Origin of the sequence: Parazoarcus communis SWub3 = DSM 12120, assembly GCF_003226565.1 — a bacterium.
GTDB classification, from domain to species: domain Bacteria; phylum Pseudomonadota; class Gammaproteobacteria; order Burkholderiales; family Rhodocyclaceae; genus Parazoarcus; species Parazoarcus communis.
On record NZ_QKOE01000002.1, the window covers coordinates 288,449 to 300,313 of the forward strand.

Genomic DNA, 11,865 nt, shown 5'->3' on the forward strand with positions numbered 1-11,865 from the left:
TGGGCTTCGGCAGGCTTGGATCGAATGGGAGCACGATGTTCAGAGCCTGGGTGAATCGCGTTGCGCTTCAGTCTGCCATGGGCGGGGAAAACGCCTGCATGATCGCCGCGCGGATCGAGCCGATGAAGATGCCCTCGTTGGCGCCATAGGTGCCGGTAGCGCCGTTCAGCCGTTGCATCTGCCCGCTGCCTTTGTGGTGGATGCCGATCAGCCGCCAGCTGGCGTTGAATACCGGACTGCCGGAACTGCCCGGTTCGGTCGGTGTGCGGTAATGCAATAGCGGCAGCTCGTGATCGAGCAGCAGGCTGTCCTGCAGCGAGAATGCCAGTGATCCGCCAGCCGGGTGGCCGATGACGAACACCCGCTGCTTGCCGTCGCGCAGAGGGGGCGAGCTGGCCAGTGGATAGGGTGGTGCATGGGTGACTGGCCGGTTCAGGCGCAAGAGCGTGGCGTCGAGCGCATCCGGGGGTGATGTCCAGAGTTCTGCCGCGATTTCCCAGTGCTCGTTGGGGTCGTGGGCTTCGAACACCACGATGGCTTCGTCGGCGGGGATGGCCGCTGCCGCCCGTGGATCGCTGCTGATCACATGGGCATTGGTCAGCAGCAGCATTTCTTCGCCCAGGGGGGGATACAGGTCGCTGCCGCGGATCAGGAATCCGGTGCCCTCGCCCCGGACCCGGTCGCGGCCGATGCGGGCAACGCCAAGTGCGCGCAACTGGGCGTTGCGAATCCAGTCCAGGCTCTGGAAGGTGTCAAAGCCGAGCACCTTTTCCAGACCATGCAAGTTGCGCCCATCTCCCTTCAGGGCCTGATGGCGGGCGGCAATGGCGTGGCGGGTGTCGGCCGCACCCACCACCACCTGGCCACCGTCGTCACCAATCAAGGCTGCCTCCAGCAGCGGCAGCAGGTGTGCCCCCGGGGCGTGATCGCGGTCCAGCCGCCAGACCTCGACCAGCTGGCGCCGGGTGCTGGCGAGCTCGAACGGGTTGGCGCCGGGGTGGCCCACGTACAGGGTCAGCCATTCGGCGGCCTCCTGGCCGCGGTCGAGGGCGAGCAGGGCTTCGGCTGCGGTGGCGTAGTCGTAAAGGTTGGCCTCCCGGTAATTGCGTCTTTCCTGAATCGAGGCGAGCAGTGCCTGCGCATAGGCGACGGCATCGGCACCGGGATGGGGGTGGTCGGGCAGGTCAAGGCCGTCGCGTGCGGCGCGGCACAGCAGGGCCACCGCATTGATGCCGTGCCAGCTGCGACTGCGGTCTTGCAGGTAGATGCCCTCATACAGCGCGATCGCGCGTGCCAGATCCTGGCGGGTACGTTCCAGCGTCGGGTTGTCGGCATTCACATAGCGTTGCTTGAAGGCGCGACCGAGCAGACCACAGGCTTCGCCATGTTCGCGATGTCCGGCGGGCAGGATGCTGCGCAGGGATTCCAGCTCGTCGATCGCGGCGCGCAGCTTGCCTTGCTCGATCAGGGCCTGGGCATACAGGCGGCGGATCTGGGGGGCAGCCTGGCCGCTGTCGATGAAGGCTTCAGCGAGTTCCCGCAGGTCGTTGAACCAGCGCCGCGCACGCAGACGCTCCAGTACGGGCCAGGCGAGTTCGAGCGGGCAGCTGTCGTCAGTCTGCCGGATGGCCTCCACCAGCGCGCGTGTCGCGCTTGCAACCCGGGTTTCGTCCAGGCTGTCGATGGCGGGCGGCAGGGCCTGCAGGCATTGCTCGAGGTGCGCATCCATGGCGGGACTCCCGGTTCAGCCATTCATGGCGTCAGCAACTGGGTCAGTGCTGCACGCAGTTGCCGGCCTTGCAGGTATTTGGTGATCGAATGGCGCCAGGCGCCCCAGTTTGCCTCCTGAATGTCTTCGACCGCTTCCGTACCGTCGCGGCGATAGTCATTGGCAAAGTGGGGGTCGAAGCCGGCAACCGGGTCGAGCCGGTCGAACACATTGACCCAGCGTCCGCGTACCCGCGGGGTGGGAAAGCCGTCGTTGCGCCGCCATTCCGGCTTCAGCATGTCCTGGATCTCGTCGAGTCCGAGCGGGCTGCCGAGGGTCATCAGTGCGCTGACTGAGGGACAACTGGCGACCCGTTTCAGGCAGTCGTAGGCGATGACCGTACCCATGCTGTGACTGACGACGACATGTGGCGTGCCGGTCGCGAGCGTGTTGCCCGCCTCGATCGCGGCGACAAAGCGGGCGCGGATCTCGTCCTGAACCCGGAACTGCACGCCCGGGCGCGGGCTGTGCAAGGCATTGAACAGGTAGTGATGCACGTCGCGCAGCAGCCTTTCCATCATGGGCTTCTTGATCGCCCACGGTAGCGGGATGCGTTCGAGCTCGGCTTCCGGTGTGCCGATGGGGACCGGATCGACTTCCTCATCCGGTTCGTCGGCACCCAGATGACGGGCAAGCGCATCGATCTGCGCGGCTTCGTCGGGGGGAAGCTCCTCGCGCCAGTCTTCTGCCTGCTCGGGGGTGATTCCGTCCTGGCGGATGGACTCGAAATCGTCGTCGGCCACACTCTCGTAGCGGCCGTCGTCGATCAGCGGTGCGGCATACATGACATCCGCCCAATACACCATCGAGGCGCTGATGCCTTCACTGCCCAGGTCCGGGCCATCGTTGCGGGCGAGGGCCTGCAGCCAGATACGCAGCAGGGCATCGCAGTCGGGCTTGTTGGCAATGCCGTGGATGAAGGTGATGTGGGCCATGCTGGAGGTCTCCCTGTCGGCTGTCTGTACGGTGTGGGTGGAGCGGGATGCAAGGGTGTCATGGGATTCGCAACTGGATGGGGCCGGCTGGAAACCACAGCTCCAGATGGCCGTCACGGGTGGCGGTCTTGCCGTAGCGGTTGCTCAGGTCGCGCAGCTCGACCTGGGGTGAGGCAAGCTGGCGGTTGATCTCGGCCAGCACGACAGGTGCCAGACGTTCGCACTCCGGCGGCGAGAAGCAGCGCAACTGGGCTTGCGAAGGAAACTCCTTGACCAGCTCAATACCTGGCACCACCAGCGTGCGCTCGCCGATCCGGAGTTGCTCCAGCATCCGTTCCAGCGCGCGTGCGTTTGTGCGTTGCCCTTCCTCGGCAATGTGTACGTAAAGCCGGGGGGCGAGGCTGCTGCTGGCGATGGGCGCTGGTGTGGCAGCGGGTTGCTGCAGCTTGTTCTGCGCGGTGGTGATCTGTGCCGTCCAGCCACGGGTGTCAACCGTGCTGCCGGTCTGATGCACGACTGCCGCCTTGGCTTCTTCCAGCGCATTCAGGGTGGCCGCCAGTTCTGCGCCCAGGGATTCGTTTCGGGTACGCAGGCTGGTGATCAGGTTCTCGAGTTCGATGTTGCGACTGCGGGTGGCGTCTACGCTGGCGTGCTGGATACGACTTTCCTGTATTTCACTGAATGCGTACAGCAGCGCAGTGATCAGGGCAACCACCAACATGCCGGTGATGGTCAGCGCCCGGCGCATCAGGCCGGCCCTGGCGCTGCGGCGCAGGGCTTCGGCTTCGTTTGCCCTGGCCTGATCACGGGCGTGGATGCTGGCAGCAATCAGGGCCTGCACGCGGTCCCAGCCACCGCCATAGCGTTCGGCCCAGGCCGGATTACGTCGCTTGAGCCAGCGTTCACGTTCGTCGGTGGTGGCCGGCGCAAGCACATTGTCGGGGTTGCGTTCGAAGCTGTCGGCCTGCACCAGCAGCGCCCGCCAGACCAGGCTGTTGCGAAACTCGCGGATCAGCCAGCCGTCACGTGGGTCTGCCAGTGCCTGCCAGCATCTCAGCAGGGCCTCATGGCCGACGTCCACTGCGGCACCGTCAGATAGTGCGTGCTCGCCATGGGGGCCGAGAAAGGACACGCCGTCGGCACGAAAGGCATCGATCGCCTTGCGCATCCTGTCGACGCTCGTGCCGCTCATCAGGGCAAGTTGGTCCAGGCGCTGACGGCGGCGGATGGCGTGCCCTTCGGCATTGATCTCGGACAATGCGCGAAACAGGTCCTCGACCAGGCGTGGAGGCGTGCCGGCAACGGCCTGCACCTGTGCCATGACCTCATCGGCGTGGGCTGACAGCAGGCCGGCCAGCCCGCCGGCCGCCGGAAAGTCCGTGACGCCCAGGCGCCAGCGACCCGCTGGATCGCGCTCGGTGCGCTGGTAGAGCCGCATCAGACCGTGCTGGATCAGCGGTAACTGGTCCTGGCTGCCGCCGACGTCGGCAATCATGCGTTCGGCCAGCTCGCGACTGACGGTGCCATCGTAGAGCAGCGCTGGCTCGCAAATGGCGCGGATCATGTCTTCGTGTTCGATCCTTGGCAGCAGGTACTGCACCGCATTGACCATCTCGGCAAAGCCTTCGAATCGTGCGCAGGCGCCGAGGTATTCGGAACGCATCGTCATGGCCAGGTGCAGCCCAGGGATGGGCTGCTCGTGCAGCCCGATCAGTACGCGGGTCAGCAGGATGGCCTCTTCGGGGCCCTGGCTGCGTGCATGCTCGAAGAGCTCCTCGAACTGGTCGATCAGCAGGCAGCATGGGGCGTTGTCAGTCCCGGCGAACCGCGGGCGGAGCGCGTCGGCCGCATGGATGCCGGCGTTGAGCGCCCGCCGCCAGGCGAGCACGCAGCCATCGTCATCCGCCTCTCCGGTCAGATCGGCAAAGGCCTTTGCTAGGTTCCAGAGCGGCGTGGTGCCGGGCAGGGCGGCTGCCGTGCGCCAGCGCTGACCTGGGGCGCCTTGTGTCAGCCGGGCGAACACGCCGGCGCGCAGCAGCGAGCTTTTGCCACAGCCCGAGTCGCCGTGCACGAACAACATGCGGTGCCGGATCAGACGTGCAAGCACCTCATCGGTCATGCGTTCGCGGCCGAAGAACACCGGCCACTCGCTGGCGGCGAAAGGGCGCAGCCCGGGGTAGGGGCGTGGCGGCAGGATGCAGCCCGGACTGTCGGCGTCCGTATCGGCGGCCAGGTCGGCAGTGGCGATCATGGCGCCTGCACCGCGGCAGTGCCCTTGTCGGTCAGCCATTGATGGACGCGCGGAAGCCAGGGTTCAGTGGTGCCGTCCAGCCAGTCTGCCTGCAGATTGCGAGCAGCCCGTTTGCGAATCTCGGTGGCCACGGGCGGGCCGACGGTATCGAGCACGCCGCAGGGTAACAGGCGGTGGCTGCGTGCCCGTGCGGACTGGCGGTTGTGGCGTCCGACCTCCATCAGGTCCAGGTCCAGCGCGCGGCCGTCGGCGGTGCCGAGCAGCAGCAGGGCGTCGCAGTTGCCCAGGGTGTCGACACGTTGTTCGTTGAGCTTGAGGCGGGCTTCCGGTTCGCTCACCGGGGGGTCGGGTTCGCCAGGGAACACCGCAAAGCCCTCGTCGCTCAGCGCAAGCGCGGTGCGCTCCCAGGTGGTTCGGTTGTCGTCGCGCCCATGCAGGTAAATTGCCTGGCCACCATGTGCCTGAAGGCGCCTGGCTTCATCCTGGATGCGCTGCAAGGCCGAGGTGCGGACCTTGAGCGCATCGAGCTTGAGGGCCAGGTGGCCGGCAAGCTCGACCAGGGCCGCGCGGAAGTCCTTGCCGAAGGCGTCGGGCAGTTCGGTCCAGCCCAGCGGCCGGCAGGTGCCGACGCGTTCATGAAACTGGAAACCGACCAGCGGCTCTCCCTGTGCATCGCAGAACTCGGCAGGCCAGGGGGGCTCGGTCGGCGCCATGCGAACGATGGCAATCCGCTCCTGGGTTGGCAGACCGAGCGCATGCTGTCCGTCAAGCCACCAACTGCGTTCGCGTTCGCACCAGCGCGAAGCCAGATAGTGCGGTGACATCAGCACCACCAGCAGTCCCGAGCTGCCGGCATGGGCCTGGAGTTGCGGGTGCAGCCCGTCCATCGGGTCGATGCCCTCGCCCGGACGCTCGCCTGCGTCGAAGAAGACGTTCAGCGAACGGGTCAGGCGGAAGTCGAAGCGCAACTCGTTTTCGAGTTCGCGGGCAAAGGCTTGCGACCAGGGGCGGAGAATACCCCGACCCTTGCCATCATCGCCGTGGCTGTAGCTGATGAACAGGTCGTGTTCGAACGGACTGCCGACGTAGGCCATGCCGACTCCCTGCCAACTTGACGCCTTGTCCTGAAAGCATAGGACAAGTGGGAGGCAATGAAAGGAGAAGATGCAGGGTCACGATGCCGGGTGTCAGAAGCCTGCTGCTTCCGGGTCGAACAGGGGCTGGATGTTGCCGATCACGCCGGAATGGCGCGTAGGTCGGGCCGTGTCGCATGTCTGACAAGCGACACGGTAAACATGGCGTGGCTCAGGCCCTGAGCAAGGCCTTGACCAGACGCTCGGACAGCTGTTCTTCGGTGAACTGTGCTTCATTGGGCGGATAGAGCTCGTCTTCGATGAAGTTGAAGCCGCTATCTTTCGCGAGTGTCAGCATCTCGCGAACCTTCTGACAGCTCTTGAGTTTTTCGCCGAGTTCGGCGTCAGTGCGTGCCTTATCCGAGAAGGCCTTGATTTCCTTGATTGCCATGGTCCGACTTTGCTTCCTGACTGTGGTTGAAGGAGTGAAACGCGCCGACGGCCCTGGCCTCCGCCAAGGGCGGGTGCATGGCTTGTTGTCGGCACCCGTACGGAACTGCAATAAGTGTTCCAGTGTTGTTTTCGGTGTGGGTGTCACGCTCATGCCTTACTGCGGGCTTGGGGGCGGGGCTTCTGGGCCTGGCTTCAAAACGAAGTTTAACCATATGTTTAAAAATGAGTATTTCGTGAAACAAGCATGTGTTGTGCTAGGCATCCAGGCGTTGTCGGCGTAGAATCCTGCCCCTTCCTTCCCGGCTTCACTGCGCGGAGCGCGCCATGCTTTATCCCTCCCGTTTCGATGTCATCGTGGTTGGTGGCGGTCATGCCGGCACCGAGGCGGCGCTTGCCGCTGCACGCATGGGCTGTCGTACCTTGCTGCTCAGCCACAACATCGAGACCTTGGGGCAGATGAGCTGCAACCCGTCGATCGGTGGCATCGGCAAGGGCCACCTGGTCAAGGAGGTCGATGCGCTGGGCGGGGCGATGGCTGCGGCCACCGATGAGGGCGGGATCCAGTTCCGCATCCTCAATGCGTCCAAGGGCCCCGCGGTGCGCGCCACCCGCGCCCAGGCCGATCGCGTGCTGTACAAGGCGGCGATCCGCAAGCGCCTGGAGAACCAGCCCAATCTGTGGCTGTTCCAGCAGGCGGTGGATGATCTGACGGTGGTTGGCGACCGGGTGACTGGCGTGGTCACGCAGATCGGCCTGCGCTTCGAGGCGCCGGCGGTGGTGCTGACCGCCGGCACCTTTCTCAATGGTCTGATCCATGTCGGCATGCAGCACTATTCCGCGGGTCGTGCGGGTGACCCACCGGCGATTTCGCTGGGTCAGCGGCTGAAGGAGCTGCAGTTGCCGCAGGGCCGTCTGAAAACCGGTACCCCGCCACGGCTGGATGCGCGCACCATCGACTTTTCGGTGATGACGGTGCAGCCGGGCGATGACCCGGTGCCGGTATTCAGCTTCCTTGGTTCGGCCAGCCAGCATCCGGCGCAGCTGCCGTGCTGGATGACCAGCACCAATACCCGTACCCATGATGTGATCCGGGCCAACCTCGACCGCTCGCCGATGTACTCCGGCGTCATCGAGGGCATCGGGCCGCGTTACTGTCCGTCCATCGAGGACAAGATCCACCGCTTCGCCGACAAGGATAGCCACAACATCTTCCTCGAGCCGGAAGGCTTGACGACGCACGAGATCTACCCGAACGGAATCTCCACCTCGTTGCCTTTCGACGTGCAGCTCGAGATCGTGCGCTCGATCCGTGGTCTGGAGCACGCCCATATCCTGCGCCCGGGCTACGCGATCGAATACGACTATTTCGATCCGCGCAACCTCAAGAGTTCGCTCGAGACGAAATCGATCGGCGGCCTGTTCTTTGCCGGCCAGATCAACGGAACCACCGGCTACGAGGAGGCCGCTGCCCAGGGCCTGCTCGCCGGGGCCAACGCGGCGCTGCAGGTGCAGGGGCGCGAACCCTGGTGCCCGCGTCGCGACGAGGCCTACCTGGGGGTGCTGGTGGACGACCTGATCACCCGTGGAGTGTCCGAGCCGTACCGCATGTTTACCTCGCGCGCCGAATACCGGCTGCAGTTGCGCGAGGACAATGCCGACCTGCGCCTGACCGAAAAGGGGCGCGAGCTGGGCTTGGTGGACGATGCGCGCTGGGCGGCCTTCTGCGCCAAGCGTGAGGCCATCGAACGTGGCAGCACGCAGTTGAAAGCCGCGTGGGCGCGACCGGATGCGATTCCTGTGGACGATCAACTGCGCGTGCTGGGCAAGCCGCTGGAGCGCGAGCAGCGCTACTTCGAGCTGCTGCGCCGGCCGGAGACCAGTTACGCCTCGTTGATGAGTCTGCCCGGCGCGCCGGAAGCGGGTGAGACCGACCCACAGGTGATCGAGCAGATCGAGATCGCGGCCAAGTACCAGGGCTACATCGACCGTCAGCTGGACGAGGTCGCACGCCAGTTGCAGGCCGAATCGACGGCGCTGCCCGAAGGTCTGGACTACGCCGAGGTGCGTGGGCTGTCCAAGGAAGTGCAGCAGAAGCTCAATCAGCACAAGCCGCAGACCATCGGCCAGGCCGGGCGCATCCAGGGGGTAACGCCGGCGGCTATATCCCTGTTGCTGGTCTGGCTCAAGCGTCGCGACCTGGCAGCGCGTGCAGGCACGGAGCAACGTCGCGCATGAATGGACCCCTTGCCCCCTACGCCGGCCGCTTGGCCGATGGTATCGCTGCGCTGGGTCTCACGCTGCCGCAAGCGATTGTCGACAAGCTGCTCGCCTATGGCGAACTGCTGCTGAAGTGGAACCGCGTATATAACCTGACCGCGATCCGTAACCCGCAGGAGGTGGTCACGCACCACCTGCTCGATTCGCTGGCGGTGCTGCCCCTTGTCGGCAATCTGCGGACCCTGGCGGATATCGGTTCGGGCGGCGGCTTGCCCGGCATTCCGTTGTCCATCGTGCGGGACGGCCTGGTGGTCAACTCGGTGGAGACGGTCAACAAGAAGGCAACCTTCCAGCAGCAGGCCAAGATCGAGCTGCAGCTGGGTCACTTCACCGTCATCAACAAGCGTGTCGAGCAGGTGCAGCCAGACAGCCTGTCTGGTGGCGCGGCAGAGGGCGTGATTTCGCGTGCCTTCTCCAGTCTGGCGGACTTTGCCCGCTTGTCTGGCCATCTGGTCGCGGAAGGTGGGGCCTTGTATGCGATGAAAGGGGTGCATCCGGCCGATGAGCTGGCAGCGCTGCCGGCAGGCTGGATCGTGGCGGAGGTGCATCCGCTGACGGTGCCGGGCCTGGATGCCGAGCGCCACCTGCTGGTGTTGCGGCGTCAGCCGGGCTGAATTTTTCCGGTAGCGCATGTTGCGTTGCCGCATTGAACTACACTTGCGGATGCACGCAGATGACGTGCATCCCCTGAATGGAATCGTCCGACCAAGACCATGGCGCGTATCTTCTGTGTAGCCAACCAGAAAGGCGGGGTGGGCAAGACCACCACCTGCGTCAATCTCGCCGCCGCCCTGCATCAGGCCGGGCAGCGCACCCTGCTGGTCGACCTCGATCCGCAGGGCAACGCCACCATGGGCAGCGGGGTGGACAAGCGCGCGCTTCAGCAGTCGGTGTATCACCTGCTGGTCGGCCTTGCCGGGCTGGAGCAGGTAAGAGTCAATTCGCCGACGGGCGGCTATGACATCCTGCCGGCCAATCGCGATCTGGCCGGTGCCGAGATCGAACTGGTCAGCCTGGACAAGCGCGAGAAGCGCTTGCGCGAGGCCCTGCATGCCTTCGATGCCGATTACGATTTCGTGCTCGTCGATTGCCCGCCATCGTTGTCGCTGCTGACCCTGAACGGCCTGTGTGCCGCGCATGGCGTGATCATCCCGATGCAGTGTGAATACTATGCGCTCGAGGGCCTGTCCGATCTGGTCAATTCGATCAAGAAGGTGCATGCCAACCTCAATCGCGATCTCAAGATCATCGGCCTGCTGCGGGTGATGTTCGACCCGCGGGTGACGCTGCAGCAGCAGGTGTCGGCCCAGCTCGAGAGCCACTTCGGCGACAAGGTGTTCCGCGCGGTGGTGCCGCGCAATGTGCGTCTGGCCGAGGCGCCCAGCCATGGCATGCCGGGTGTGGTGTTCGACAAGGCGGCCAAGGGCGCGCAGGCGTACACGGCCTTCGCCGAAGAGATGATCGAACGCATCAAGACGCTGTGAGACATTGACCATGGGCCGTCTGCTCGACCACCTGATCGCCAACCGCGAGCGTGTGCTTGATTGTCTGGCCCGGCATCGCGCGCGTAACCCACGTGTATTCGGTTCGGTGGCGCGAGGCGAAGAGGTGGCCTCCAGTGATGTGGATTTACTGGTCGAGTTTGATGAAGAGGCGAGCCTGTTCGACTTGTTCGAGCTGCAGGATGAGCTGGCACAATTGCTGACCCGGCCGGTGGAGGTCGCGACGGTCGGGGGGCTGCATCCCATGATCCGCGAGGCAGTGATTCGCGAAGCGCGGGCGTTGTGATGGACAAGCGCCAGCGGGCACTGCCTCTGTTGTTGGCGGATATCACCGGTGCTGCCCGTGAGATCGCGGATTACGTATCGGTTGGGAGAGAGGCTTTTCTTGCTGACAGAATGCGTCAGCGGGCGGTCATTCAGTGCTTTGAAGTGATCGGTGAGGCGACCAAGAAGCTGCCAGATGATTTTCGTTCCGCTCATCGTCAATTACCGTGGCGAGCGATGGCGGCATTCCGAGACAAATTGATTCACGACTATTTCGAGGTGGATCTCGCGCTGGTGTGGACCACTGCCAGTCGCGAGATTGCTGCAATGTTGCCCGAGCTGGAGCGACTTTCCAGTATCCCGGATTTGAAGAAAGACGCATGACACCACCCAAACTCAAAGGCTTGGGCCGCGGGCTTGATGCCCTGCTGGCGGCCAATCGCGACGACGACGCCGACAAGGGCGAACTGCAGACCTTGCCAACCACTGCGTTGCAGCCTGGAAAATACCAGCCACGTACCCGCATGGATCCCGGCTCTCTGGAAGAGCTGGCGGCCTCGATCAAGGCCCAGGGGGTGATGCAGCCCATCCTGGTGCGGCCGATCGGCGACGAACTCTACGAGATCATTGCGGGTGAGCGGCGCTGGCGAGCGGCGCAGATCGCCGGACTGGAAGACGTACCCTGCCTCGTGCGCGAGATTCCCGACGATGCCGCATTGGCGATGTCGCTGATCGAGAATATCCAGCGCGAAGACTTGAATCCGCTGGAAGAAGCGGGTGGCATCCAGCGTCTGATCGATGAATTCGCCATGACGCACCAGCAGGCGGCCGATGCCGTCGGGCGCTCGCGTCCGGCGGCAAGCAACCTGTTGCGCCTGCTCAACCTGGCCAAACCGGTGCAGGAATTGCTGATGGCGGGCGATATCGACATGGGGCACGCCCGCGCCTTGCTGCCGCTGGATGGGGCCAACCAGATCCAGCTTGCCAATGTGGTTGCGGCCCGCCAGCTGTCGGTACGTGAGACCGAACGTCTGGTGCAGCAGGTACTCAACCCCCGCCAGAAAAAGGCCCATGCTGCACCGGATCGCGATCTCGTCCGTCTCGAGGAAGAGATCGCCGATGCGATTGGCGCCACGGTCAAGATCAAGGCCAACAAGAAGGGCGCGGGCGAGGTGACCATCCGCTTTGGCAGCCTGGACCAGCTGGACGGCCTGCTTGGGCGCCTGCGCTGACCGCCCGAGGGCAGCATGCCTGCCCGGCGGGCCGTATCTAGGAGGCTGTCGGGCTTGAGGCCGATCTGCTGCGCCAGTGGGAGAAACGGTCCATATCCGCCCGTTTTTTC

The 11,865-nt window shown here is 64.6% G+C and carries 11 protein-coding genes; 6 read left to right on the top strand and 5 right to left on the bottom strand.

What is annotated here, in order from left to right:
* Positions 1–67 precede the first annotated feature (67 nt).
* From DNK49_RS04900 to DNK49_RS04920, 5 genes are all read right to left on the bottom strand, one after another.
* Positions 68–1,729, bottom strand: coding sequence for a serine protease (locus DNK49_RS04900; RefSeq protein ID WP_110523203.1), 1,662 nt, complete (start codon positions 1,727–1,729; stop codon positions 68–70).
* 23 nt (positions 1,730–1,752) lie between these two features.
* Complete coding sequence (locus DNK49_RS04905; protein ID WP_110523204.1) at positions 1,753–2,703, bottom strand: alpha/beta hydrolase family protein; 951 nt, start codon at positions 2,701–2,703, stop codon at positions 1,753–1,755.
* A gap of 58 nt (positions 2,704–2,761) precedes the next feature.
* Positions 2,762–4,954, bottom strand: a complete 2,193-nt coding sequence (locus DNK49_RS04910; RefSeq protein WP_110523205.1) for an ATP-binding protein — start codon at positions 4,952–4,954, stop codon at positions 2,762–2,764.
* Positions 4,951–6,048 carry a toll/interleukin-1 receptor domain-containing protein gene (locus DNK49_RS04915; protein WP_110523206.1) on the bottom strand — a complete coding sequence of 366 codons (1,098 nt, stop codon included), beginning with the start codon at positions 6,046–6,048 and terminating at the stop codon, positions 4,951–4,953. Before DNK49_RS04915 ends, DNK49_RS04910 begins: the two co-directional genes overlap by 4 nt.
* Before the next feature lie 211 nt (positions 6,049–6,259).
* Positions 6,260–6,478, bottom strand: coding sequence for a Nif11-like leader peptide family natural product precursor (locus DNK49_RS04920; RefSeq protein ID WP_110523207.1), 219 nt, complete (start codon positions 6,476–6,478; stop codon positions 6,260–6,262).
* 326 nt (positions 6,479–6,804) lie between these two features.
* Between DNK49_RS04920 and mnmG the strand changes: the two genes are divergently transcribed.
* The 6 genes from mnmG to DNK49_RS04950 all read left to right on the top strand — a co-directional run bounded on the left by mnmG (position 6,805) and on the right by DNK49_RS04950 (position 11,755).
* Positions 6,805–8,715: a tRNA uridine-5-carboxymethylaminomethyl(34) synthesis enzyme MnmG gene (mnmG, locus tag DNK49_RS04925; RefSeq protein WP_110523208.1), complete on the top strand. Its 1,911-nt coding sequence runs from the start codon at positions 6,805–6,807 to the stop codon at positions 8,713–8,715.
* Entirely contained in the window at positions 8,712–9,371 is a 660-nt protein-coding gene (gene rsmG, locus DNK49_RS04930; RefSeq protein ID WP_110523209.1) for a 16S rRNA (guanine(527)-N(7))-methyltransferase RsmG, read from the top strand. The genes mnmG and rsmG overlap by 4 nt, the downstream gene beginning before the upstream one ends.
* Positions 9,372–9,470: 99 nt before the next feature.
* A complete protein-coding gene (locus DNK49_RS04935) occupies positions 9,471–10,241 on the top strand; it encodes a ParA family protein (RefSeq protein ID WP_110523210.1) in 771 nt (256 codons plus the stop codon).
* A 10-nt stretch (positions 10,242–10,251) separates the two neighbouring features.
* A complete protein-coding gene (locus tag DNK49_RS04940; RefSeq protein ID WP_110523211.1) occupies positions 10,252–10,545 on the top strand; it encodes a nucleotidyltransferase family protein in 294 nt (97 codons plus the stop codon).
* Entirely contained in the window at positions 10,545–10,907 is a 363-nt protein-coding gene (locus DNK49_RS04945) for a HepT-like ribonuclease domain-containing protein (RefSeq protein WP_110523212.1), read from the top strand. The genes DNK49_RS04940 and DNK49_RS04945 overlap by 1 nt, the downstream gene beginning before the upstream one ends.
* A complete protein-coding gene (locus tag DNK49_RS04950) occupies positions 10,904–11,755 on the top strand; it encodes a ParB/RepB/Spo0J family partition protein (RefSeq protein ID WP_110523213.1) in 852 nt (283 codons plus the stop codon). Before DNK49_RS04945 ends, DNK49_RS04950 begins: the two co-directional genes overlap by 4 nt.
* Positions 11,756–11,865: the final 110 nt, after the last annotated feature.

Coding starts and splice junctions, on each gene's coding strand:
- DNK49_RS04900 (WP_110523203.1), bottom strand. CDS start 1,729: ATGGATGCGCACCTCGAGCAATGCCTGCAGGCCCTGCCGCCCGCCATC.
- DNK49_RS04905 (WP_110523204.1), bottom strand. CDS start 2,703: ATGGCCCACATCACCTTCATCCACGGCATTGCCAACAAGCCCGACTGC.
- DNK49_RS04910 (WP_110523205.1), bottom strand. CDS start 4,954: ATGATCGCCACTGCCGACCTGGCCGCCGATACGGACGCCGACAGTCCG.
- DNK49_RS04915 (WP_110523206.1), bottom strand. CDS start 6,048: ATGGCCTACGTCGGCAGTCCGTTCGAACACGACCTGTTCATCAGCTAC.
- DNK49_RS04920 (WP_110523207.1), bottom strand. CDS start 6,478: ATGGCAATCAAGGAAATCAAGGCCTTCTCGGATAAGGCACGCACTGAC.
- mnmG (WP_110523208.1), top strand. CDS start 6,805: ATGCTTTATCCCTCCCGTTTCGATGTCATCGTGGTTGGTGGCGGTCAT.
- rsmG (WP_110523209.1), top strand. CDS start 8,712: ATGAATGGACCCCTTGCCCCCTACGCCGGCCGCTTGGCCGATGGTATC.
- DNK49_RS04935 (WP_110523210.1), top strand. CDS start 9,471: ATGGCGCGTATCTTCTGTGTAGCCAACCAGAAAGGCGGGGTGGGCAAG.
- DNK49_RS04940 (WP_110523211.1), top strand. CDS start 10,252: ATGGGCCGTCTGCTCGACCACCTGATCGCCAACCGCGAGCGTGTGCTT.
- DNK49_RS04945 (WP_110523212.1), top strand. CDS start 10,545: ATGGACAAGCGCCAGCGGGCACTGCCTCTGTTGTTGGCGGATATCACC.
- DNK49_RS04950 (WP_110523213.1), top strand. CDS start 10,904: ATGACACCACCCAAACTCAAAGGCTTGGGCCGCGGGCTTGATGCCCTG.